At 62.6% G+C, this 23,428-nt stretch carries 25 protein-coding genes and 2 pseudogenes; 15 read left to right on the plus strand and 12 right to left on the minus strand.

The annotated features are described in order from the left end of the window. Positions 1 to 76: 76 nt before the first annotated feature. The 3 genes from F1642_RS08400 to F1642_RS08410 form a co-directional block, all read right to left on the minus strand. Positions 77 to 1,801 (minus strand): sensor histidine kinase, encoded by a 1,725-nt coding sequence (locus F1642_RS08400; protein WP_255522284.1) that lies wholly within the window; start codon positions 1,799 to 1,801, stop codon positions 77 to 79. A gap of 76 nt (positions 1,802 to 1,877) precedes the next feature. Next, positions 1,878 to 2,444 (minus strand): RNA polymerase sigma factor, encoded by a 567-nt coding sequence (locus F1642_RS08405; protein ID WP_045981909.1) that lies wholly within the window; start codon positions 2,442 to 2,444, stop codon positions 1,878 to 1,880. A 55-nt stretch (positions 2,445 to 2,499) separates the two neighbouring features. Beyond that, positions 2,500 to 2,610, minus strand: coding sequence for a NepR family anti-sigma factor (locus tag F1642_RS08410; protein ID WP_231558891.1), 111 nt, complete (start codon positions 2,608 to 2,610; stop codon positions 2,500 to 2,502). 131 nt (positions 2,611 to 2,741) lie between these two features. Between F1642_RS08410 and F1642_RS08415 the strand changes: the two genes are divergently transcribed. Then, the gene (locus tag F1642_RS08415; protein ID WP_194885987.1) at positions 2,742 to 3,545 is read left to right on the plus strand and encodes a response regulator; all 804 of its coding nucleotides are present in this window, start codon (positions 2,742 to 2,744) and stop codon (positions 3,543 to 3,545) included. Between the two features lie 37 nt (positions 3,546 to 3,582). Here F1642_RS08415 and F1642_RS08420 read toward each other — a convergent pair whose 3' ends face one another. The 4 genes from F1642_RS08420 to F1642_RS08435 are packed head-to-tail and all read right to left on the minus strand — an operon-like array spanning position 3,583 to position 6,672. After that, on the minus strand, positions 3,583 to 4,473 hold the full coding sequence (locus F1642_RS08420) for a YihY/virulence factor BrkB family protein (RefSeq protein WP_232303326.1): 891 nt from the start codon (positions 4,471 to 4,473) through the stop codon (positions 3,583 to 3,585). Positions 4,474 to 4,533: 60 nt separating this feature from the next. Then, on the minus strand, positions 4,534 to 5,241 hold the full coding sequence (gene dnaQ / locus F1642_RS08425; protein ID WP_194885988.1) for a DNA polymerase III subunit epsilon: 708 nt from the start codon (positions 5,239 to 5,241) through the stop codon (positions 4,534 to 4,536). Beyond that, positions 5,234 to 5,821 carry a dephospho-CoA kinase gene (gene coaE, locus F1642_RS08430; protein ID WP_194885989.1) on the minus strand — a complete coding sequence of 196 codons (588 nt, stop codon included), beginning with the start codon at positions 5,819 to 5,821 and terminating at the stop codon, positions 5,234 to 5,236. The genes dnaQ and coaE overlap by 8 nt, the downstream gene beginning before the upstream one ends. After that, positions 5,818 to 6,672, minus strand: a complete 855-nt coding sequence (locus tag F1642_RS08435) for a shikimate dehydrogenase (RefSeq protein ID WP_045981968.1) — start codon at positions 6,670 to 6,672, stop codon at positions 5,818 to 5,820. The genes coaE and F1642_RS08435 overlap by 4 nt, the downstream gene beginning before the upstream one ends. Before the next feature lie 492 nt (positions 6,673 to 7,164). On the opposite strand from F1642_RS08435, the gene F1642_RS08440 reads away from it, so the two are divergent. The 7 genes from F1642_RS08440 to F1642_RS08470 all read left to right on the plus strand — a co-directional run bounded on the left by F1642_RS08440 (position 7,165) and on the right by F1642_RS08470 (position 14,416). Then, positions 7,165 to 7,611, plus strand: a complete 447-nt coding sequence (locus tag F1642_RS08440; RefSeq protein WP_194885990.1) for a CopD family protein — start codon at positions 7,165 to 7,167, stop codon at positions 7,609 to 7,611. 127 nt (positions 7,612 to 7,738) lie between these two features. Continuing rightward, on the plus strand, positions 7,739 to 9,010 hold the full coding sequence (rho, locus tag F1642_RS08445; RefSeq protein WP_045981904.1) for a transcription termination factor Rho: 1,272 nt from the start codon (positions 7,739 to 7,741) through the stop codon (positions 9,008 to 9,010). 10 nt (positions 9,011 to 9,020) lie between these two features. Continuing rightward, entirely contained in the window at positions 9,021 to 10,286 is a 1,266-nt protein-coding gene (mnmE, locus tag F1642_RS08450; protein WP_194885991.1) for a tRNA uridine-5-carboxymethylaminomethyl(34) synthesis GTPase MnmE, read from the plus strand. A gap of 12 nt (positions 10,287 to 10,298) precedes the next feature. Then, on the plus strand, positions 10,299 to 12,158 hold the full coding sequence (mnmG, locus tag F1642_RS08455; protein WP_194885992.1) for a tRNA uridine-5-carboxymethylaminomethyl(34) synthesis enzyme MnmG: 1,860 nt from the start codon (positions 10,299 to 10,301) through the stop codon (positions 12,156 to 12,158). Further along, a complete protein-coding gene (gene rsmG, locus F1642_RS08460; protein WP_084693810.1) occupies positions 12,155 to 12,745 on the plus strand; it encodes a 16S rRNA (guanine(527)-N(7))-methyltransferase RsmG in 591 nt (196 codons plus the stop codon). The genes mnmG and rsmG overlap by 4 nt, the downstream gene beginning before the upstream one ends. Beyond that, positions 12,738 to 13,523, plus strand: a complete 786-nt coding sequence (locus F1642_RS08465) for a ParA family protein (RefSeq protein WP_045981902.1) — start codon at positions 12,738 to 12,740, stop codon at positions 13,521 to 13,523. The genes rsmG and F1642_RS08465 overlap by 8 nt, the downstream gene beginning before the upstream one ends. Next, positions 13,523 to 14,416, plus strand: a complete 894-nt coding sequence (locus tag F1642_RS08470) for a ParB/RepB/Spo0J family partition protein (protein WP_194885993.1) — start codon at positions 13,523 to 13,525, stop codon at positions 14,414 to 14,416. Before F1642_RS08465 ends, F1642_RS08470 begins: the two co-directional genes overlap by 1 nt. A 42-nt stretch (positions 14,417 to 14,458) precedes the next feature. On the opposite strand, the gene F1642_RS08475 is transcribed toward F1642_RS08470, so the two are convergent. From F1642_RS08475 to rph, 5 genes and pseudogenes are all read right to left on the minus strand, one after another. Further along, positions 14,459 to 14,815 carry a YbaN family protein gene (locus F1642_RS08475; RefSeq protein ID WP_194885994.1) on the minus strand — a complete coding sequence of 119 codons (357 nt, stop codon included), beginning with the start codon at positions 14,813 to 14,815 and terminating at the stop codon, positions 14,459 to 14,461. Positions 14,816 to 14,818: 3 nt separating this feature from the next. After that, positions 14,819 to 15,984, minus strand: a pseudogene (gene hemW, locus F1642_RS08480) (radical SAM family heme chaperone HemW). Continuing rightward, the gene (locus F1642_RS08485) at positions 15,981 to 16,355 is read right to left on the minus strand and encodes a RidA family protein (RefSeq protein WP_148910807.1); all 375 of its coding nucleotides are present in this window, start codon (positions 16,353 to 16,355) and stop codon (positions 15,981 to 15,983) included. Before F1642_RS08485 ends, hemW begins: the two are co-directional and overlap by 4 nt. Further along, the gene (locus F1642_RS08490; RefSeq protein WP_194885996.1) at positions 16,348 to 16,956 is read right to left on the minus strand and encodes a non-canonical purine NTP pyrophosphatase; all 609 of its coding nucleotides are present in this window, start codon (positions 16,954 to 16,956) and stop codon (positions 16,348 to 16,350) included. Before F1642_RS08490 ends, F1642_RS08485 begins: the two co-directional genes overlap by 8 nt. Beyond that, a complete protein-coding gene (rph, locus tag F1642_RS08495) occupies positions 16,953 to 17,666 on the minus strand; it encodes a ribonuclease PH (protein WP_046000531.1) in 714 nt (237 codons plus the stop codon). Before rph ends, F1642_RS08490 begins: the two co-directional genes overlap by 4 nt. A gap of 86 nt (positions 17,667 to 17,752) precedes the next feature. Between rph and hrcA the strand changes: the two are divergent. From hrcA to fghA, 7 genes and pseudogenes are all read left to right on the plus strand, one after another. Beyond that, positions 17,753 to 18,809: pseudogene (gene hrcA / locus F1642_RS08500) on the plus strand (heat-inducible transcriptional repressor HrcA). 6 nt (positions 18,810 to 18,815) lie between these two features. Next, positions 18,816 to 19,346, plus strand: a complete 531-nt coding sequence (locus F1642_RS08505) for a nucleotide exchange factor GrpE (protein ID WP_045981894.1) — start codon at positions 18,816 to 18,818, stop codon at positions 19,344 to 19,346. A 107-nt stretch (positions 19,347 to 19,453) separates the two neighbouring features. Continuing rightward, on the plus strand, positions 19,454 to 20,038 hold the full coding sequence (gene gfa / locus F1642_RS08510; RefSeq protein ID WP_194885997.1) for an S-(hydroxymethyl)glutathione synthase: 585 nt from the start codon (positions 19,454 to 19,456) through the stop codon (positions 20,036 to 20,038). Between the two features lie 108 nt (positions 20,039 to 20,146). After that, positions 20,147 to 21,277: an S-(hydroxymethyl)glutathione dehydrogenase/class III alcohol dehydrogenase gene (locus F1642_RS08515; protein ID WP_045981892.1), complete on the plus strand. Its 1,131-nt coding sequence runs from the start codon at positions 20,147 to 20,149 to the stop codon at positions 21,275 to 21,277. Between the two features lie 81 nt (positions 21,278 to 21,358). Then, positions 21,359 to 21,991 (plus strand): ATP-dependent Clp protease proteolytic subunit, encoded by a 633-nt coding sequence (locus F1642_RS08520; protein ID WP_045981891.1) that lies wholly within the window; start codon positions 21,359 to 21,361, stop codon positions 21,989 to 21,991. Continuing rightward, entirely contained in the window at positions 21,988 to 22,509 is a 522-nt protein-coding gene (locus tag F1642_RS08525) for a GNAT family N-acetyltransferase (protein WP_194885999.1), read from the plus strand. The genes F1642_RS08520 and F1642_RS08525 overlap by 4 nt, the downstream gene beginning before the upstream one ends. Further along, positions 22,499 to 23,332 carry an S-formylglutathione hydrolase gene (gene fghA, locus F1642_RS08530; RefSeq protein ID WP_046000535.1) on the plus strand — a complete coding sequence of 278 codons (834 nt, stop codon included), beginning with the start codon at positions 22,499 to 22,501 and terminating at the stop codon, positions 23,330 to 23,332. The genes F1642_RS08525 and fghA overlap by 11 nt, the downstream gene beginning before the upstream one ends. Positions 23,333 to 23,428 lie beyond the last annotated feature (96 nt).

Consider the following 23,428-nt stretch of genomic DNA (forward strand, 5'->3'; position numbering starts at 1 on the left):
GCCGAAGATAAGCCTGACGGCCTGCGGTGCAAGCATGGCGCGAGCGGGCCACGCAGAATTGCACGCAGGCGCGGCGCTAATGCCGCGATCCGGCCCGCGCCGCCGATGTCAGGACGACCTGTCGCGGGCTGTTTCCGCCCGCGGAACCGGCCTGGCCAAGCCGGAAGGTCAGCGCCAGGCGATAGGCGCCGGGCTGGGAATCGGTGGTGACATCGCCCTCCAGCTGCATCGAGAACGCCTCGATCAGCTGGCTGCCCAAGCCAGTGCCGCCCGCGGCCTCGTCCGGGCCGGTGGAGTTCACCACCTCCAGAAGGCCCTGCCCCGGCGTGGGAGAGGTCAACGACACGCGCACCCACGGATCGCCGCCATCCGCCGGATTGCCCGCGTATTTCATGGCGTTGGTGAAGGCTTCGGTCGTCAGCAGGGTCAACGGCACCGCCTGGTCGGGCAGCATCGTCAGCGGCTGGATGTCGGTCTGAACCTGCAGGTGACGGCCTGCGCTGGCCGATGCGGTGGTCAGCTGGGCGATGATGTCGGCGATCAACCGGTCGGCATAGACCTGATCCAGTTGTTCGGCCTGATACAGGTTGCGATAGATCGTGGCCAGCGCCGCCACCCGGTCCTGGACCGAGCGCAGCACGCGCTTGGCGTCGCGGTCGTCGATCAGGCGGCTTTGCATGTTGATGATCGAGGCGATCAACTGAAGGTTGTTCTTGACCCGGTGATGGACCTCCTTGAGGAGGACGGTCTTTTCGGCGACGGCCTGCTCCATCGCCTCTTCGTCGCGGATCAGGATGCGGGCCATGTTATGAAAGGTCTGGCTGACATCTGCGATCTCGGTCGGCGCATCCGCCAGGACAGGGGGCGGGCTGTCGCGATTGCCGATGGCGAAACGACGCATCTGTCCGCGCAGGACGGTGATGTGGCGCAGGACCAGCCGGAACACCGCGAAATAGGCGACCGCCAACGACACAACCCACAGTGCCACCGGCAACATGACCGCGCCAAAGCGCGACAGCTGGAACAGGCCGACGCCGGCGATGCTGGGGCTCCAGCTGCCAAGGGCATAGACCAGGCCGGGGACCACCGGCACGACGGTGAAGACGCGCATCTCTCCGCTGTTGGCGCGGGCGCGGAAGGTCGCTTCTCCTTGTCCGGGCAGGCTGACCAGGGGCACGTCGCGGGGCAGCAGCTGGGCTGGGTCGTCGCCTTGGCTGGTATCCGCGATCAGCACGCGGCCGGAATTGTTGAAGGTCAGGATACGCGCGCCCTCGGTCCCGAAATCCATCGCATGGGTGGAACGCAGCAGCTCCTGCGTCAGGGACAGGGCGGTCAGGCCCAGGAATTCGCGGTCGCGATACAGGGGCTGCAGCACGACAACGACGGGTTCCCGGCTGACCGGCCCCTGGGCCATGGCGGTCACCGCGGTCATCGGATTCTGCATGAAATCGCGGACCATGTCGCTGTTCGACAGGTCCAGCTGCGGGTCGTCCGGCCCGGCGGAACTGCATTCGACGCGCCCATCCACCGGCACGAAGGCCGCATGGCGATAGGTGCCGCTGCGCTGCACGAAATTGCGCAGCAGATCCGAACACATGCCGGGCTGGCCGGCGCTTTCCAGGATCGCGGGGCCCAGGGCGTCGGCGGCCCCCAATGCGCTTTGCAGCAGGGCCCGCTCTCCGGCGGCGGCCGATGCGGTCCGGCCCAGCAGCGCGATTTCGGCACTGCGTTCCGCCTCGCGCGACAGGTGCAGGTTCTGGACAAGAGAGATCAGGCCGATCGGAAGGATCGCAATGGACAACAGCGCCCCGAGCCGAAACCCGAGACGCCGCGTGAATTCCATCCGTTGGGTGATCCGCCTCAGCACACCGCCCGCCTCAGCGAGAACTGTAGTTGTTCTGCGCCATGACGGCCAGGGTCGCCTGGTCTGTCATGCTCAACTCCTCACCCTGTTCCAGGTGCAGCAGTTCAGCCAGCTTGCGGCGCCCGCGATTGGCGCGCGACTTGACCGTGCCGACGGCGACCTTGGTCATCTCGGCCGCCTCCTCATAGGAAAACCCCGATGCGCCGACCAGGATCAGTGCCTCGCGCTGTTCGTCGGGCAGCTTGTCGAAGGCTGCGCGGAAGTCGCGAAGGGCAAGGCGCCCGTCATGATCGGGCCGCGTCGCCTGGCGGGCGGCATGGATGCCGTCGCTGTCGCTGACCTCACGCTTGGTCTTGCGGCGCGACGAATAGAACGTGTTGCGCAGGATGGTGAACAGCCAGGCGCGCAGGTTCGTTCCGGCCTGGAACTTGTCCATGTTCGTCCACGCCTTGACGATGGTGTCCTGCACCAGATCGTCGGCCGACGCCCCCTCGCGGGTCAGCGACAGCGCAAAGGCCCGCAATGCGGGCAGGTGGTCGACCAGCTGGTCGCGCGGATGAACCGAAGGGGAATTGGTCATGGAAATGAAACACCGGAAAGCTTGGGGATCGAGGAACGCCGGGCCGGGAAACGGATCATTCCTGTTCCTTCAACTTCTTCAGCAGTTCCAGAAACCGATCGGGGATCTGGTCAGTTGCATCCTGCTCATAGACGCGTTTCAGGTTCTCATCGATCTGTTTTTCCACAGCCGCTCTCCTGCGGTCGTCTCGCTTTGGTGTCATATTCGTGTCAGTCCCGACAAACTTGTGCGCACAGCATGCAACCGATAGGGGGTTCAGTTGGTTCCCTGCAATACGCGATTTAAGAGGACTGTGTAATGACTGTTGCCGATCTGGCCCAATCCATCGGGCGCGAGCTTCCGTTTCTGCGTCGCTATGCGCGCGCCCTGACCGGCAGCCAGCGCGCCGGCGACAATTATGCAGCCGCCACGCTGGAGGCGATCCTGACCGATCGCAGCGTCCTGGACGGCGAAGACGACCTGCGCATCGCGCTGTTCAAGACATTCCACGTGATCTGGCAAAGCTCGGGCCAGCCGGTGGACGATGCCGAGATGTCCGAACGTGAACGCCGGGCCCAGGGCCATCTGCGCGGCCTGACGCCAAACTCGCGCGAGGCCCTGTTGCTGCGCACGATCGAGGAGCTGCGCGCCGACCAGATCGCCCGCGTGATGCAGATCGAGGCCGCCGAGGCGGAGGAACTGGTCCAGATCGCGCTGAACGAGATGGGCCAGGCGCTGCGCGGCAAGGTCATGGTCATCGAGGATGAGATGATCATCGCGATGGACCTGAAGGGCATCGTCCAGGCGATGGGCCACGAAGTCACCGGCGTCGCCCGCACACACACCGCCGCGATCGAGCTGGCGGGCAAGCACCGTCCCGACCTAATCCTGGCCGACATCCAGCTGGCCGACGGATCGTCGGGCGTCGACGCCGTCAACGAGCTGCTGGGCAGCATGGGCGACATCCCGGTGATCTTCATCACCGCCTTCCCGGAACGCCTGCTGACGGGCGACCGCCCGGAGCCGGCCTTCCTGATCTCCAAGCCCTACAGCGAGGAGCAGGTGCGTTCGGCGGTCAGCCAGGCGATGTTCTTTGCCTCGACCGAGGGCCTGAACGCCTGAGGACAAGAACAGGGGCGCCCCGGACCGGGCGCCCCTTTCACTTTGCCTTCTCGGCCAGCAGTTCGTCAAAGCCGCGCCGTGCCTCGCGTGCCGCACGCATCCGGCGACGCCGCGCCAGTTCGACATTGATCAGCGCGCCCAGCAGCACCGAGAACCCCGCCAGATAGAACCACATCAACAGCGCCACCACGGTCCCGATCGAGCCGTAGATGCGGTTGTAGCTGTTGAAGCTGCCCAGATAGGCGGAAAAGGCGATCGACCCCGCCGACCACAGCACGGCCGCGAACAGTGCTCCCCAGGTGAAGATCGGCGTCCGCGGCGTCTTGACGTTGGGACCGTAGCGATACAGCACCCCGATGGTCACGATCACCAGCAGGAACATCCCCGCCCAAGGCAGCACCGTCAGCAACGATGCCCGCACCGGCGCAAAGACCAGGAAGTTCAGCAGCACCGGCACCACAACGATCGTCGCCAGCCCCGCAAGGGAGATCCCGACGATCACCAGTGTCAGCGCATAGGCCAGCACGAAGCCGAAGATCGTCGAATGCGCCCGCACCCCATAGGCGGCGTTCAAACCGCGGATCAGGGCGTCCACCCCCGCCCGCGCCGCGACGGTGGCGATCATGAACGACACGAATGACGTCCACCCGACCGAGGTCTGGCCATTTTGCGTCAGCGTGGTCACCTGGTCGTCGACGATGTCGGACGCGCCGTCAGGCAGGAATTCATGCGCGACGTCCAGATAGGTCAGGACCACCATCGGGTCGAACCACAGGCTCCACAGCGCGATGATCGCGGCCAGTCCGGGAAACACCGCAAACATCGCATAGAACGCGACGCCCGCCGCGATCAGCGTCATGTGGGTCTTGTCCATCCGCTCGAAGATGGCGCCCCAGAATGATCCCAGATCCCGCAGCCAGTCCAGCATCCCGCCCCGCATCTCTTTTCGTCAGCATGGTCCGCGAAACCGGCCCGCGCAAGACCGCCGTCAGGTCGTGGCGAAGCGCGCCCAGACCGAATCCTCGCCCAGCTTGGCCACGAATTGGGCATGGGCCTGCGCCTCGTCCCGGGTCAGGCGGGGCGGCAGGGGGCGGGGACGCGCGGCGCGCGGGCGCATCTGGCCGTCGGGGCTGCGGGCAGCGTCGTCCTGTGCACCGGGCTTGTCCAGGACCAGGTCGGGCTGCCGTCCACCGATCAGTTCCAGATAGACCTCGGCCAGCAGTTCGCTGTCCAGCAAGGCACCGTGCAGCTCGCGACCCGAATTGTCCACGCCGAAGCGGCGGCACAGCGCATCCAGCGTCGCGGGCGATCCGGGAAACTTCTCGCGTGCCAGCATCAGCGTGTCCAGCGCCCGCGACCATGGCAGCGGCTTGTGCCCCGCGCGTTTCAGTTCAGCGTTCAGGAATTTCATGTCGAAGCTGGCATTGTGGATCACCAGCTTAGCGTCGTCGGCGATGAAGTCCATGAAATCACTGACGATCGCCGCGAATTTCGGCTTGTCGCGCAGAAAGTCGTCGCCCAGGCCGTGGACGTCGAACGCCTCCTTGGGCATCGACCGTTCGGGGTTGATGTAGACGTGGAAGGTGCGCCCGGTGGGCAGGTGGTTCATCAACTCCAGCGCGCCGATCTCGACGATGCGGTCGGCACCCTCGGCGTCGAAGCCGGTGGTTTCGGTGTCCAGGACGATCTCACGCATGGGGGGCAACCTCGTTCACGATGCGGGCGACGGCGGCACGGGCGCCATCCAGGCTGTCGGTCGGAATGATCCAGTCGGCGCGCGCACGCTTGTCCGCGTCGGGCATCTGGCGTGCCAGGATCATGGCTAGCGTATCGCGCGTCATGCCCGGACGCGCAAGCACGCGGGCCGCCTGAGTGGCAGGATCGGTGGACACCACTGCGATCCCATCCAGATCGGGGGGATGTGCGCTTTCGAACAGCAGGGGGATGTCCAGGACGACCAGGGGTGCGCCCACATGTCGCGCCAGGAAATCCTGCCTGTCCCGTGCAACCAGGGGGTGGACGATCCCCTCCAGCCGCGCCAGTGCGGCAGGGTCGGCGGCAAGCGCGGTCTTCAGCGCGCCCCGGTCGATTCCGCCCTGAGCCAAGGCCGCGGGAAAGGCGGCGGCGACCGGCGCCACGGCCGATCCGCCCGGGGCATACAGACGATGGACGGCCTGATCCGCGTCCCAGACCGGGTGACCAAGATCGCGGAACATCTGTGCCGTGGTGGATTTGCCCATGCCGATGCTGCCGGTCAGGCCAAGACGAAAGGTCATTCCAGCGCGACCCGCCGCGCCTCGTCGTCGACATCGGGGCGCTGGCCGAACCAGCGTTCAAAGCCTGGGGCCGCCTGGTGCAGCAGCATTCCCAGACCATCGACCACGCGGCATCCGCGGGCCTGCGCCTCGGTCAGGAAGGGGGTCATCAGCGGGGTATAGACCAGGTCTGTGACCAAGGCGCCGGGCGACAGCGCGTCCAGTGGCACCCGCAGCGGCTGTTTTCCATCCATCCCAAGCGAGGTGGCGTTGACGACGGTGGATGCGCCTTCCAGCATGTTGCCGACCTGGGCCCAGTCATAGACGACCAGCCGCGCCCCGAACTCTGCCTTGATCTGTTCCGCCCGCAGCCGCGTCCGGTTGGCGATGCGCAACTCCTTGACGCCGCTGTCCAGCAGGGAGGCGACCACCGCGCGTGCCGCACCCCCCGCACCGATCACCGCGGCGGGGCCCAGATCGGGCTGCCAGTCGGGTTCGTTCTGCCGCAGGTTCGCGATGAAGCCATAGCCGTCGGTATTGTCGGCATGGATCTTGCCGTCGGGGCGAAAGATCAGCGTGTTGGCGGCACCGATCAGGGCCGCGCGGTCCGTGACCGTGTCCGCCAGCGTCAGGACCGCCTCCTTGTGGGGAATGGTGACATTGGCGCCGACGAAACCGGCACGCGGCAGGATGCGCAGAACCTCGGCCAGATGTTCGGGCATTACCGGGATCGGCACGTAATGGCCGGGCAGGCCATAGCGGGCCAACCAATGTCCGTGCAGGCGCGGAGAGCGCGAATGCGCGATGGGCATGCCGATCACGCCGGCCAGGGGCGCGTGGGTGATCTGGCTGGCGGGCAGGTCGTCTTGCATCGGCTTGATCATCACATGGCGTCTTTCGGTGCAGACTAGGCACACGGACGGCGTGGCGAAAGCCCCTGTCGGCATGTGGCGGCATATCCGTGGCGGATCGGGCAGGCACGCTGTGGACAAATCCTCGGAGGAATCGGCGCCGGGGTTGGTGGCAACCCGCGTCAATCCCCTGCCTGTCCTGATTTGCCCTTGGAACAAAGCAAAAACAGCAGGGCGTTTTCCACAGGGGGACGAATCGGGCATCCCGATCGGGCGGCCTGTGGAGGAATCAGCGGCCAGATCATTATCCGCAAAGTTATCCACATATGATCGCTTTGTTTACAAACGGTTTTCAGGTCGGCTTTCCGCTTTCGCACATGCTTGTCCACAACGGCCGATTCTGAGGAAATCCCGGTGAACAGAGTCCAATTCCTGCTATCCACAGGCCCTACTTCAACAACATTCCTTTCTTTATCTTTCTTATTTAAGAGAAGACCGAAGAGAGGTTTCGCGATGATCGACGGACTGGCCCTGATTTATCCCTATGTGAAGGCGTTCCACGTCATGGCCGTCATTTCGTGGATGGCGGGCCTGTTCTACCTGCCCAGGCTGTTCGTCTATCACGCCGAACGCCGAGGAGAATCGGCCGAACCGGTCGCAAGCTTCGTGATCATGGAACAGAAGCTGCTGCGGCTGATCATGAACCCGGCGATGATCGCCACGTGGGTCAGCGGATTGGCCCTGGTGATGACGCCGGGCATCGTCAGCTGGGACATGACCTGGCCGTGGGTCAAGGCGGCCTGCGTGATCGCGATGAGCGTGTTTCACATGTGGTGCGCGCGCGAACGGCGGCATCTGTCGGCCGGAATGGCCCGTGCCGGGCGGTCCTATCGGATGATGAACGAGGTCCCGACCCTGCTGATGGTCGGGATCGTGACCGCCGTGATCGTCAAGTTCTGATCGAAAAGATTGACTCGTGACCGGCGCGGCCTTATTTGCGCCCCAACCCCGGCCGTCCGGTACGGGATTCCCTTGAACACCTGTCTGCTCCGTCCGATACGTCGCGCGGCCGAAAGTTTGCATCAGAATGACCGAAGAACGCCTGAATCTGTCCGACCTCAAGGCAAAGAGCCCCGCCGACCTGCTGTCGATGGCCGAGGAGTGGGAGATCGAGAACGCCTCAACCATGCGCAAGGGCGAGATGATGTTCTCGATCCTCAAGGAGCATGCCGAGGAGGGCTGGGAGATCGGCGGCGAAGGCGTGCTGGAGGTCGTCCAGGACGGCTTCGGCTTTCTGCGGTCGACCGAGGCGAACTATCTGCCCGGACCGGACGACATTTATGTCAGCCCGGACATGATCCGTCAGCACTCGCTGCGTACGGGCGACACGGTGGACGGCGTCATCCGTGCGCCTGGCGACAACGAACGGTATTTTGCGCTGACGAAAGTCGAGAAGATCAACTTTGAAGAGCCGGAAAAGGCCCGTCACAAGGTCGCATTCGACAACCTGACGCCGCTTTACCCCGACGAACGCCTGAACATGGAGATCGAGGATCCCACGGTGAAGGATCGCAGTGCCCGGATCATCGATCTGGTGGCGCCGATCGGCAAGGGTCAGCGGTCGTTGATCGTGGCACCGCCGCGGACGGGCAAGACGGTTCTGCTGCAGAACATCGCTCATTCGATCGAGAAAAACCATCCGGAATGCTATCTGATCGTCCTGCTGATCGACGAGCGCCCCGAGGAAGTGACCGACATGCAGCGCAGCGTGCGCGGCGAGGTCGTGTCCTCGACCTTCGATGAACCGGCCAGCCGCCACGTTGCGGTGTCCGAGATGGTCATTGAAAAGGCAAAGCGTCTGGTCGAGCATAAACGAGATGTTGTGATTCTCTTGGACTCTATCACAAGACTTGGTAGAGCATTCAATACTGTTGTCCCAAGCTCGGGCAAGGTCCTGACCGGCGGTGTCGATGCGAATGCATTGCAGCGGCCCAAGCGGTTCTTCGGTGCGGCACGCAATATCGAGGAAGGTGGCAGCCTGACAATCATCGCCACGGCGCTGATCGACACCGGATCGCGCATGGACGAGGTGATCTTTGAAGAATTCAAGGGTACGGGCAATAGCGAGATCGTCCTGGACCGCAAGGTTGCAGACAAACGCGTCTTCCCAGCCATGGACATCCTGAAATCCGGTACGCGGAAAGAGGAACTGCTGGTCGACAGCAAGGACCTGCAAAAGACCTATCTGCTGCGTCGCATCCTGAACCCGATGGGCACCACCGACGCTGTAGAGTTCCTGATTTCCAAGATGAAACAGACCAAGAGCAACGCCGAGTTCTTCGACTCGATGAACGCCTGACGAGGCAGCCATGGACCTGATCTTTGCAGAAGCCACCCCGCCTGGGCGGGGGGGAGTTTCTGTCATCCGTCTGAGCGGCACGAATGCTCGGCTGACTGCCGAGCGTCTTGTCGGCCAAATGCCTGACGCGCGTCATGCGTATTTTCGGACCTTGAGGCACGACGACGAGCCAATCGATCAGGTTTTGGCAATGTGGTTCCCAGAGGGTCAGAGTTTTACCGGCGACGAAGTGGCAGAACTGCATCTGCATGGTGCACCTGTGATCTCACGACGAGTCGGGTCCGCGCTGCTGTGCATGGGTGCAAGACCAGCGGAAGCGGGTGAGTTCACACGGCGAGCCTTTCTGAACGGCCGGATGAATCTTGCCGAAATCGAGGGGCTGGGTGATCTGCTTGCCGCAGAGACCGAGGCTCAGCGTAAGCTGGCCTTGCGCAACGCGAGCGGCGAGTTGGCCCAAAAGGCGTTGGAATGGCGGCAACTTCTGATTGAAGCTGGCGCTTTGGTCGAGGTCAGTGTTGATTTCGCAGACGAAGACGTTCCTGATGAGGTTCCCAATCGGGTTTTCGAAGCAATCGCAGAACTGCGCCAAGCGCTGCAGCGCGAGTTGGCAGGATTCTCGTCGGCCGAACGGCTCAGGATGGGGTTCGAAGTCGCTATCATCGGACCGCCAAATGCCGGAAAATCGAGTCTCTTGAACAGGTTGGCCCAGAGAGATGTGGCGATCGTATCTGATCGGGAGGGAACGACAAGAGATGTGATTGAACTTAAGTTTGATCTGAACGGGTTGCCCGTGACGTTTCTTGATACGGCAGGTTTGCGGGAATCCGAGGATGCTGTTGAGAGGATTGGGATAAACCGTGCATTGAACCGCGCGAAAAGTGCTGATCTGCGTATCCATCTTTCGCGTGACGGGGATATCGTTCAAGAACTTTGGCACCCTGATGACGTCATTGCGGTCAGCCATGCTGACATCCATGAAAGTGACGCCGACCTGACACTATCCACACTGACCGGGCATGGTATTGATAAAATGCTTGGTATCATCGGTGAAATACTGAGAAACCGTGTTTCCTCTGCAGGTCTGATCAGTCATGAGCGGCAGCGTTTAGAAATCATCACCGCACTTGAGGCAGTTGAAGGTGTAGGGGGATTGCCCCCAGAACTTATTGCGGAGAAGCTTCGTCTATCTGCAGCATCGTTAGATCGTTTGCTTGGAAGAATCGGTGCGGACGACTATCTTGATGTTATCTTTTCCTCATTTTGCATCGGCAAGTAGGAGTTGTTTCACGTGAAACATTACGACGTCGCAGTCATCGGTGGGGGGCATGCAGGCTTGGAAGCAGCTACCGCTGCGGCGCGCCTTGGTGCAACCGTAGCCCTGGTCACCATGCGCCGCGAGGACATCGGTACGTTATCCTGCAATCCTGCTATCGGTGGACTTGGCAAAGGTCATTTAGTCCGTGAAGTCGACGCGATGGATGGCGTGATGGGACGTTTGGCTGACCAAGCAGGTATCCAGTTTAGGCTTCTGAACCGTCGAAAAGGGCCTGCAGTTCAAGGGCCTAGGGCTCAGATGGATAGAGATCTTTATCGCGCCGCCGCTTGGGAGCTTATCTCCAGCTACGTTGGCGTTGATATCGTGTTCGGCGAGGCTGTTGAATTTCTTGGCGATGCAAAGGTTGTCGAAGGAGTAAGCCTATCCGACGGAAGAGACGTACGTGCTAAGTCCGTTGTTTTAACAACAGGCACGTTCCTCAATGGCATGATACATATTGGAGACGTCAGCCGTCCTGCCGGTCGTTGGGGGGATAGGGCGGCAAGCAGGCTTGGTGAAAGCCTTGCCAAGTTTGGCCTGCCACTGGGTCGGCTGAAAACTGGAACGCCGCCGCGGATCAGAAAATCGTCAATCGATTGGGATAGTCTGGAATCTCAACCAGGTGACGAAACGCCGGTCACCTTCTCTTATCTTCCTGCGGTGTCGTTGGTTCAGCAAATCAATTGCAAGATCACACATACAAATGCGACGACACACCGGATCATCAACGAGAATATCCAGAAGTCTGCGATGTATGGTGGTCACATCAGTGGTCGCGGACCCAGATATTGCCCCTCGATCGAGGATAAAATAATTCGCTTTGCCGACAAAGATTCTCATCAGGTATTTCTAGAGCCGGAAGGATTGGATAGCGACATCGTTTACCCAAACGGTATTTCAACTTCTCTGCCTGAGGATGTGCAGCTAGCTTATGTTCGCTCCATCCGGGGGATGGAGAACGCGGAGATCACTCAGCCAGGGTATGCGGTCGAATACGATTATATCGACCCTACGTCCCTAGATACGACGCTTGCAGTCAGATCAGTTCGCGGCCTGTTCTTGGCAGGGCAAATTAACGGAACGACAGGATACGAGGAAGCAGCTGCCCAGGGACTCGTTGCTGGCTTGAATGCCGCACTTGAGGCGGTAGACAAGGCACCTGTAACTTTTAGTCGGACAAACAGCTATATCGGTGTGATGATCGATGATCTGGTCACGAGAGGCGTGACAGAACCCTACCGTATGTTTACATCCCGCGCCGAGTTCAGATTGACCTTACGGGCGGACAATGCAGATCAACGTCTTACCCCGATGGCAATGGAGATAGGGTGCATTTCGAATGAACGGTCTGTGTCGTTTCAGGCGCGTCAATCGAAATACACTTACGCACGCGATCGTCTCAGTTCTGTTTTCTTATCATCGAATGATCTGAGCAATGCCGGATTCCACGTCTCGAGGGACGGGCAAAGAAGGACTGTCTTTACCTTGCTCGGTCATAGCGATATTAATCCGGACAAACTCGCAGATATTGTTCCTGAACTGGCTGCTGTCTCCAGTGAAACATTGGTGCAACTTCGGAACGATGCTTTGTACGAGCAGTATACTGATCGGCAAAATAAAGATGCTGAGTTAATCAGAGCTAATGAGACCACATCTCTCGACCCTGATATTGACTACAGCGGCTTGGGTGGTCTCTCGTCTGAATTGCGTGGAAAGCTTTCGGATCGTCGACCCAAAACTGTGTTCGAGGCTTCAAAGATTGAAGGAATGACGCCGGCCGCTTTGACGCTATTGATCGTCGCTTCGAAGACAAGCGTGCGTCGTACTGCATGATTGTTTCACGTGAAACACATGAGAGGCTTATTGCATACGAAGCTCTCGTACGGAAATGGAATGCAAAAATAAACTTGGTTGCGCCTTCGACACTTCCGGAGTTCAACACAAGACATATTCAGGACAGCATTCAGATCTTCAATCAACTACAATTTCCGGAAGGGAATTGGGTAGACCTTGGAAGCGGCGGCGGACTCCCTGGAGTAGTTGTCTCCATATATGCTCAGAAGGCCCCTCTGACAGTGTCCTTAGTTGAAAGCGATCAACGGAAGTCGGCGTTTTTGCGCACCGTCATTCGAGAGCTATCGTTGCAAAATGTATCGATCCTGACAGGTCGTATAGAAAATGTTCCGCCACTAGGCGCAAACTTCGTTTCTGCTCGGGCGCTTGCACCATTATCGGCCCTTCTTTCGATGGTCCAAAGGCACATGCACCAGAACGGCACCGCAATATTCCTGAAAGGCCGTTCGTGGAAAGCGGAATGCGCCGAAGCAAGGAAGGAATGGCGATTTGACGTTACCAGCTTTCCAAGTAAAACAGATCCAGACGCAGCCATCCTGAAAATTACCGGAGTCTCGCATGCCTGAACAGCATATTGTGGCAATCGCGAACCAAAAGGGCGGCGTTGGCAAGACGACGACCGCTGTTAACTTGGGTGCCGCCCTGGCGCAAGCAGGCTATCCGACGATACTTGTCGACCTGGACCCTCAAGGAAACGCGTCAACGGGACTGGGGATTGGGACTGAAGACCGTGATTTCACGGTCTATGACCTTTTGACCGGGGATGCGGATCTCATGACTGCAGCCGTTGACACTGCGGTTCCGAACCTGCGGGTTGTCCCATCGACATCCGATCTTGCGTCTGCCGACGTACAACTGTCCCAAGTTGCTGATCGCACACGTCTTTTGGAACGCCAGCTATCTGATGCACCACATGGAACGATCGTGCTGATCGACTGTCCTCCAGCCTTGGGTCTGTTGACGGTTAATGCGATGGTCGCGGCATCCAGCGTTCTTGTTCCGCTTCAGGCGGAATTCTATGCTTTGGAGGGTTTGTCGCAATTGCTGGGTACGGTGAAGCAGGTCCGCCAAGGCGCCAATCCCAAGCTTCGCATAAATGGCATTCTTCTTACGATGTCCGATTATCGGAACAACTTGTCGCAGCAGGTGGAGGCAGACGCGCGCGAGACGCTTGGCGATCTTGTCTATCCCACGGTCATTCCCAGAAACGTCCGCGTGTCCGAGGCCCCGTCACATGCACAGCCGGTGTTGATCTATGATCCGTCGTCAAAGGGCAGCCACGCCTATCGTCAATTCGCGACCGAATTCACGGCGCGCCTGAAACTGATCCCGGAGATTGCGTGATGTCGGACAGCAAGATTGCGAAACGTGGCCTTGGCCGGGGTCTGTCCGCATTGATGGCCGACATGGACCTGGGGGACAGCGCAGGTCCTGCGCAATCGCGAGATCGCATGATGCTCCCGATCGAGCAGATCACCGCTAATCCTGACCAGCCGCGTCGTACCTTCGATCCGGACGCGTTACAGGAGCTTGCCGCCTCCCTGCGACAGCGCGGTGTGCTTCAGCCCCTTATCGTGCGTCCCCACCCACAGGACAAGGATCTCTATCAGATCGTCGCGGGCGAACGGCGCTGGCGTGCAGGCCAGATGGCGCAACTGCATGAGATGCCGGTCATCGTCCGAGACATGTCGGATACAGAGGTTTTGGAAGTCGCCATTATCGAGAATATTCAGCGTGCCGACCTGAATGCGATCGAAGAAGCGGCATCGTTCCGGCAACTGATGGACCGTTTCGGTCATACGCAGGAAAAACTGGCCGAAGCGCTGAACAAGAGCCGCAGTCACATCGCAAACCTTCTTAGGCTGTTGTCATTACCCGATTCCGTCCAGGATATGGTCAAGGACGGCAAGCTCAGTGCGGGGCACGCCCGCGCCTTGATTACCGCTCCCAACGCTGCGCAGTTGGCCCGTAGGGTCAGTGAAAAAGGCCTGTCAGTCCGTGATACCGAAGAGATGGTGCGAAAGCTGTCGCAGGACGGTGGCGAAAAGCCGCGCAAGGCCTCGCGAAGCGCTGCAAAGGATGCCGATACCAAGGCGCTGGAGGCAGATCTGGGTGCTCATCTGAAGATGCGCGTGCAGATTTCACATGGAGGTGCGGATGGTGGGCAGTTGACGATCACCTATCGGGATCTGGACCAGCTGGATCAGCTGTGCCAGCTTCTTGGAGGCAATCGCTGACCATATATAGTATATAGTAAGAAATTTACTGCTAAATCCTGATTATTGGCTGGGTCGCGTTACCAGAAACAGCGCGACCAGCCCACAGATCGCCGCCTGAGTCGCGACGACCCAAGGCGGCATCCCCACCCACCACGAAATGCCGACCCCGGAGCTCATCGCGGTGATGGCCCAGATCTTGGCCAACCGCCCAACGACACCACGTTCCTGCCACGCACGCACGGGTGGTCCGTAGGTGGGGTGATCCAGGATCCGACGCTCCAATGTCGGAGAGGATCGTGCAAAGGCCCACGCGGCGACCAGAAGGAAGGGGACCGTCGGCACCACCGGCAAGGCGACACCGACGATCCCGCACAAGGCAAACAGCCATCCCAAGACCAACCAAATCCGGCGCCGCATCGGTCAGGCCGCCAGTTCGCGCAGAATCGCGTTCAGCACCGGCCGGCCCTGCGCGGTTGCCCGGATGCGCCCATCACGGCGGTCGATCATCCCCATGTCGATCAGTGACGTCACCGCATGCTCCTCCAGCGGCTTACCGGACAGGGCCGCATAGCGCGCTTCGTTCAGGCCTTCGGTCAGGCGCAGGGACATCAACAGGTACTCGGTCGCCTGCTCATGCGCGGGAATGGCGTCGCGCGGCACCTCTCCGGTTCCGGTGGTTTCCACCGCCTGCAGCCAGGCTCCGGGCATGCGATGCGCCTCGGTCGCCATGCGTCCGTGTGGCAGGGTCAGCCGTCCATGCGCACCGGGACCGACGGCCGCCCAGTCCCCCTGGCGCCAGTAGACCAGATTGTGACGGCTCTGCGCGCCGGGGCGGGCGTGGTTCGAAATCTCATAGCATCCCATGCCGGCAGCCTCGCACAGGTCCTGGGTGTCGAAATACATGTCGGCTGACAGGTCGTCATCCGGCAGGTCGCGCAGCTTGCCCGCCTCGGCCCGCGCGCCAAAGGCGGTGCCGGGCTCGATCGTCAGCTGATACAGCGACAGATGATCTACGGCCATGGACAGCGCCTCGCGCAGTTCCGCCCGCCAGGCGGTGCGATCCTGGCCCTGTCTGGCATAGATCAGGTCGAAACTAACCCTGTCGAAGACGCTGCGCGCGACGTCGAATGCCGTGCGCGCCTCGGCCACGGAATGCATGCGGCCAAGCCGGTGCAGGTCGGTGTCGTTCAGTGCCTGGATGCCCATCGACAGGCGGTTCACGCCCGCATCGGCAAATCCGCGAAAGCGGCCCTTTTCGACGCTGGTCGGATTGGCTTCCAGCGATATCTCGATGTCGTTGGCAAAGCCCCATCCGGCCCGGGCGGCGCGGATCACCGCATCGACCGTCTCGGGCAGCATCAGCGATGGGGTACCGCCTCCAAAGAAGATGCTGCCCAGATGCCGGTCCGGCGTTTCGGCGGCAAGGCGTGCGATCTCGGCGGACAGAGCGTCTGCCCATCGGCGCTGATCGACATGGGCCACGACATGGCTGTTGAAATCGCAATAGGGACACTTGGCCGCGCAGAAGGGCCAATGCACATAAAGGCCGAACCCCCGGTACGCCAATCCTCGCCCGGGACCGTCATCCGCGGAACGCCGTGACTTCGATCTCGACGCGCATCTCGGGGCGGATCAGGCCCGCGACCACCATCGTGGCCGCAGGCCGGATGTCGCCAAGCGCATCGGACAGGGCAGGGGCAATGACGTCGACCAGCGCGGCATCGGTGATCGTGTACTGCACCCGAACGATGTCGGCGGGCGCAAAGCCCGCCTGCTCCAGCACTAAGAAGATCGTCGTGAAACAGTTGCGCGCCTGCTGGCAGGCATCCTCCGGCATGGTCATGTCGGCATAGTCGTAGCCGGTGACACCCGACACGAAGCACCAGTCGCCCTTGACCACGGCGCGGCTGTAAGCCAGCCGCGCCTCGAAGGGCGATCCGGTGGTCAGCCTATGCAAAGCAGGCCTCGATCATGCGCGACACGGCGCGGGCGCGATGGCTGAGGCTGTTCTTGGTCTTGGCGGGCATCTCTCCCAGGGTGACGGGGTGTCCGTCGGGCTGGAAGATCGGGTCATAGCCGTGACCCTCGGCCCCGCGCGGCGGCCAGACGACCTGGCCCGGCAGAACGCCCTCGAACACCTCCTCGTGGCCGTCGGGCCACATCAGCACCAGCGTGCAGCGGAACTGCGCGCGACGCGGGGCAGGGGCGCCCACCGCCTCCAGTTCGCGCCAGGTGCGCTCCATGGCCATGGCGAAATCGCGGCCCTGGGGCGTTTCGGCCCAGTCCGCGGTCTGTACACCCGGCGCGCCGCCCAAGGCATCGACGCAGATGCCGCTGTCGTCCGACAGGACGGGCAGGCCGGTCGCCTCCATGGCGGCGCGTGCCTTGATGCGGGCATTGCCGACGAAGCTGTCCTCGGTTTCGGCGGGTTCGGCCAGGCCCATCTGGGCCGCGCCGACCACCTCGACGCCATAGGGCGCCAGCAGGGCGCGCATCTCGTCCAGCTTGCCGGCGTTGTGCGTCGCGACCAGCAGCCGCTTGTCGGTGAACTGCCTCATGCCACGGCCGCCTTCTGCGCTGCGACCAGATCGGCCATCCCGGCCTCGGCCAGGTCCAGCAGACGTCCCATCTCGTCGCGCGAGAAGGTCGCGCCTTCGGCCGACATCTGCACCTCGATCAGGCGCCCCGCACCGGTCAGCACGAAGTTGCCGTCGGTCCCGGCCTCGCTGTCCTCGGCATAGTCCAGGTCCAGAAGCGGCTGACCCGCATAGATGCCGCAGCTGACGGCCGCCACGTGGTCCAGGATCGGATCGCTGGAGATGGCGCCGGCCTTCAGCAGCTTGTTCACCGCCAAACGCAGCGCCACCCAGCCCCCGGTGATGGACGCACAGCGCGTGCCGCCGTCCGCTTGGATCACGTCGCAGTCGATGCTGATCTGGCGTTCGCCCAGGGCGCTGCGATCGATGCCCGCGCGCAGGCTGCGGCCGATCAGGCGCTGGATCTCCTGCGTGCGGCCCGACTGCTTGCCCTGGGCTGCCTCGCGGCGGTTGCGCGTGTTCGTGGCGCGTGGCAGCATGCCGTATTCGGCCGTGACCCAGCCCAGGCCGGTGCCTTTCAGGAAACGCGGCGGGTTGTCCTCGATGGTGGCGGTGCACAGGACATGCGTGTCGCCGCACCGGATCAGACAGGACCCCTCGGCGTGGCGCATCACCCCGGTTTCAATTGAAATCGGACGCATTTGGGCTAGATTCCGGCCGGACGGGCGCATGACTGTTCCTTTTCGTGAGGTTAGGATGCCCATACCGTCCGGGGGCACCATCACGCAACCCCACCGGGGGTCACAAGACGGGGCGCATGAACCAGGAATCGCTGCTGCACGAGATGAACGACCGGTCCCGCGAGGTGTTTCGCCGGGTCGTCGAATCCTATCTGGAGACCGGAGAGCCGGTGGGCTCTCGCACCCTGACCCGCGCGTTGTCCGAAAAGGTCAGCGCCGCGACCATCCGAAACGTGATGCAGGACCTGGAATTCATGGGCCTGCTGGACAGCCCGCATGCATCCGCGGGGCGCCTGCCGTCGCAGATGGGCCTGCGCCTGTTCGTCGACGGCATGATGGAGATCGACGCCGTCAATTCGAGCGACCGTGCCGCCATCGACCAGACGCTTGGCAATGACGACCCCGAGACCGGGGTGCTGCTGGACCGCGTCAGCACGGCGCTGTCCTCGATCACGCGCGGCGCGTCGCTGGTCCTGATGCCCAAGCACGAAGCGCCGATCCGCCATATTGAATTCGTCAGCCTGGGGCCGGATCGGGCGCTGGTGGTTCTGGTCTTTGCCGACGGCCATGTCGAGAACCGCATCTTTACCCCGCCGCCCGGCCAGACCCCGTCTTCGATGCGCGAGGCCGGCAATTTCCTGAACGCCATGGCCGAGGGCAAGACGTTGGCCGAACTGCGCGGCCATCTGTCCCAGCAGATCAACGCCCGCAGGCGCGAACTGGACGTGCTGGCCGCAGAGCTGGTGGAATCGGGCATCGCGCTGTGGGGGGCCGAGGCCACCGACCCGCGCCTGATCGTGCGGGGACGCGCGAACCTGCTGGACCGCGAGGCCGCCGACCTGGACCGCATCCGCGTGCTGTTCGACGACCTGGAACGCAAGCGCGACATCGTCGAGTTCCTGGAACTGACCGAACGGGGCGAGGGTGTGCGCATTTTCATCGGCTCCGAGAACAAGCTTTTTTTCACTTTCGGGTTCCGCTCTGGTGGTTTCACCCTATATGAATGCCGACCGGAAAATTGTGGGTGCGGTGGGTGTCATCGGGCCGACCCGGCTGAATTACGGCCGGATCGTGCCGATCGTCGATTATACCGCGCAGCTGGTCGGGCGGGTGCTGTCCGGCCGGAAAGGATGAAGTGAAATGACCGAGCAGAACGAACAGCCCATGGACGAATTCATGGATGACCCCCTGGCAGAGCCCGATGACGCGCTGGCCCAGCTAACCGCCGAGCGCGACGAGCTGCGCGACAAGTGGATGCGCGCGCTGGCCGATGCCGAAAACTCGCGCAAGCGGGCCGACAAGGACCGCCGCGACGCCGAGAATTACGGCGGATCGCGCCTGGCACGCGACCTGCTGCCCGTGCATGACGCCCTGACCCGCGCGCTGGACGCCGCGGGAGAGGAGCAGCGCACCGCCGCCGCCGCCCTGATCGAGGGGGTCGAACTGACCCTGCGCGAGCTGTCCAACGTGTTCACCAAGCACGGCGTGACCATCATCCGCCCCGAGGCCGGCGACAAGTTCGACCCCACCCACCACGAGGCGATGTTCGAGGCCGCGGTCCCCGGCACCGTCGCGGGCCACATCATCCAGGTGATGGATAACGGCTTCATGCTGCACGACCGCCTGCTGCGCCCGGCCAAGGTCGGCGTGTCCTCGACCCCCGCCAGCTGACCGATTCGCAGCCCGGTCCGCGGGCCGGGCTGCTACCTTCCGCTGACTTGCCGAATGTTCCCGATGGCGCGACGCTTGGTCACACCGGTCAGCCAGAGGAGGGGATGATGACCAGCACTCAGGGGGTGCATATCCACCCTGCCGTCGATCACGGCATCGCGAAAGGCAGCCCGGGCTTCTCGGGCGGGGTCCTGACGTGTCACTGCGCGACCAACCCGGTCAAGGTCCGGGTCAGCGCGCAGACCGCCCACAACCATGTCTGCGGCTGCACCAAGTGCTGGAAACCCGACGATGCGGTGTTCAGCCAGATCGCCGTGGTGTCCCGCGATTCCGTCGAGGTCCTGGAGGGCGCCGACAAGCTGGAGGTCGTGGACGCTGGGGCCGCAATCCAGCGCCAGCGCTGCCGCGAGTGCGGCGTGCATATGTACGGCCGGATCGAGAACAAGGACCATCCGTTCTACGGGCTGGACTTCGTGCATACCGAACTGTCGGGGGAACAGGGTTGGTCGGCGCCGGAATTCGCGGCATTCGTCAGCTCCGTCATCGAATCGGGGGTTGAACCAAGCCGCATGGACGGCATCCGTTCGCGCCTGCGCGAATTGGGGCTGGAGCCCTATGACGCACTGTCCCCGCCGCTGATGGACGCGATCGCCACCAGCATCGCCAAGCGCTCCGGTGCGCTGCCCGCTTGACGGGGATGCGCATTAGACTGGAAGAACAGCCAAGGGGCCGCTTGTCGGCCCCTTAGACCTGACTGAAACGCCCGACCGACAAGCCCGTGAGGGAACAGGAGAATAGTCATGAGAACCCGTGCCGCCGTGGCCCTAGAGGCCGGCAAACCGCTGGAAGTGATGGAGGTCAACCTGGAAGGCCCCAAGGCCGGCGAGGTCATGATCGAAATCAAGGCCACCGGTATCTGCCATACCGACGAATTCACCCGTTCGGGCGACGACCCGGAAGGTATCTTCCCCGCCATCCTGGGCCATGAGGGCGCGGGCGTCGTGGTCGAGGTCGGCCCCGGCGTGACCTCGCTGAAGGTCGGCGATCACGTCATCCCGCTCTACACGCCCGAATGCCGCGAATGCGCGTCCTGCCTGTCGGGCAAGACGAACCTGTGCACCAAGATCCGCGCGACCCAGGGCAAGGGCCTGATGCCCGACGGCACGACCCGTTTCAGCATGCTGGATGGCACGCCGATCTATCACTACATGGGCTGCTCGACCTTCGCCAATCACACGGTCCTGCCCGAGATTGCAGTCGCCAAGGTCCGCGAGGACGCACCCTTCGACAAGATCTGCTATATCGGCTGCGGCGTGACCACCGGCATCGGCGCGGTGATCAACACCGCCAAGGTCGAGATCGGCGCCAAGGCGGTGGTCTTTGGCCTGGGCGGCATCGGCCTGAACGTCGTGCAGGGCCTGCGGCTGGCGGGCGCGGACATGATCATCGGCGTCGATCTGAACAACGACCGCCGCGAGATGGCCGAACGCTTCGGCATGACGCATTTCGTCAATCCCAAGGAAATCGACGGCGGCATCGTCCAGCACATCGTCGAGATGACCAAGACCCCCTTCGACCAGATCGGCGGCGCCGATTACAGCTTTGACGCGACCGGCAGCACCAAGGTGATGCGCGACGCGCTGGAATGCACCCATCGGGGCTGGGGCGTGTCGGTGATCATCGGCGTGGCCGCGGCGGGCGCCGAGATCAGCACCCGCCCGTTCCAACTGGTCACCGGCCGGGTCTGGAAGGGCACGGCCTTCGGTGGCGCGCGCGGTCGGACCGACGTGCCCAAGATCGTCGACTGGTACATGGACGGCAAGATCGAGATCGACCCGATGATCACCCACACGATGCCGCTGGACGACATCAACAAGGGCTTCGATCTGATGCATCACGGTGAATCGATCCGCTCGGTCGTCCTTTACTGATCCTTCATGGCTGCTTAGGTAAAAGAACGGCGGGGCCCCGGTCCCGCCGTCGCCATGAGAGAGAGAACAAGGAGCAGGCCGATGCGTCACCAGTGGCTGGACGATGACGACGACGAACCGCAAGAAGACGACCGCCGCCACAAGGAAGAGGGCGGGCTGGGCCTGCCCGAAGGCGACAAGATCGGCAAGCTGTACTTCAAGTCGCGCACGGTGATCGTCGCCGGCGCCATCAACGACAAGCTGGCGCAGCGCACCGTGGCCCACCTTCTGGCCCTGGCCGAGGAAAGCGACAAGCCGATCAACATGCTGATCTCGTCCCCCGGCGGACATGTGGAATCGGGCGACATGATCCACGACGTGGTCAAGTTCATCCGTCCCACCGTGCGCACCATCGGGTCGGGCTGGGTCGCCAGCGCCGGCGCGCTGATCTTCGTCGCGGCGAAGAAGGAAAACCGCTACTGCCTGCCCAACACCCGCTTCCTGATCCACCAGCCCTCGGGCGGGATCGGCGGCACGTCCTCGGACATGATGATCCAGGCGGAACAGGTGCGCCTGATGCGCGATCGCCTGAACCAGATCTTCGCCGAGGCGACCGGTCAGAAGGTCGAGCGGATCGAAAAGGACACGCAGCGCGATTTCTGGCTGAACACGCAGGAGGCGCTGGATTACGGCCTGCTGGGCCAAGTGATCCGCAGCGCGGACGACCTGAAATGACGGCAGGGGGCGGATTGACCATCCGCCCGGCCACCCCCGCCGATCACGATGCGATCTGGGCCATCCTGGAGCCCGTCTATCGTGCCGGAGAGACCTATTGCATCCCCCGCGACATCACCCGCCCCGAGGCGATCGCCGACTGGTTCGCGCATCCCTTCACGGCCTTCGTCGCGGTGCTGGACGGCCGCATCCTGGGGACAAGCCATGTGGGCGCGAACCGCCCCGCAGGCGGGTCGCATGTCGCCAACGCGTCCTTTGCGACCCATCCGGACGCGCGGGGGCGGGGCGTCGCCCGCGGGCTGGTCGAACATGCGAAATCTTGGGCCGCCGCGCAGGGATTCGCCGCGATGCAGTTCAATTTCGTGGTGTCGACCAATGCCGATGCCGTCCATTTGTGGCAGAAGGCCGGATTTTCCATTGTCGGCCGGCTGCCGGGGGCGTTTCGTCATCCCCAGCTTGGACCGGTCGATGGGCTGGTCATGTTCCACACCCTGAAGGGAGAGCCCGATGAGCCTTGAGACCCTGTCCGAAACCCGCAGCTTCGGCGGCACCCAGGGCGTCTATCGCCACAAGTCGCAGGCCACCGGCACCGACATGACCTTTGCCGTCTACCTGCCGGAGATGGCGCTACACGGGCGCGTACCGGTTCTGTGGTACCTGTCCGGCCTGACCTGCAACCATGAGAACGCGATGACCAAGGCCGCCGCCCAGCAGTGGTGCGACGAGGCCGGCATCGCCATCATCTTTCCCGACACCTCGCCCCGCGGCGAGGGTGTGGCCAACGACGAGGCCTATGACCTGGGCCAGGGCGCGGGCTTTTACGTGAACGCCACGCAGGACCCGTGGAAGCCGCATTTCCAGATGTGGCATTACATCGTTCATGAACTGCCCGAACTGGTGTCCGACAATTTCGCCATCGACCGCGATGCGATGGGCATCACCGGCCATTCGATGGGCGGGCACGGCGCGCTGACCATCGCGATGACCCATCCCGACCGCTACAAGTCGGTGTCGGCCTTCTCTCCGATCGCGAACCCGACGGAATCGGACTGGGGCCGCAAGCAGTTCACGGCCTATCTGGGCGAGGATCGCGCCACGTGGCGGGCCCATGACGCGACGCTGCTGATGACCGAGAAGGGCTATCCCGGAGAGGTGCTGATCGACCAGGGCGCCAACGACCAGTTCCTGGACCTGCTGCGTCCCGAATCGTTGGCCCACGCGATGATGGCACGCCGCCAGCCCGGTCAGTTCCGCATGCATCCGGGCTATGACCACAGCTACTTCTTCGTCCAGAGCTTCATGGCCGACCATGTCTTCTGGCATGCCGAACGGCTGGTCTGAACCGATTGCCGAACATTCCCGATGCCCCTGCCGTTTTCCCATAAGACTTTAGGGGCAAAGGGCAGGGGCCGCGATTGACGCAAGGGGGTGCCCGAC

It is taken from the genome of Paracoccus sp. NBH48, assembly GCF_015390265.1.
Lineage (GTDB): Bacteria > Pseudomonadota > Alphaproteobacteria > Rhodobacterales > Rhodobacteraceae > Paracoccus > Paracoccus marcusii.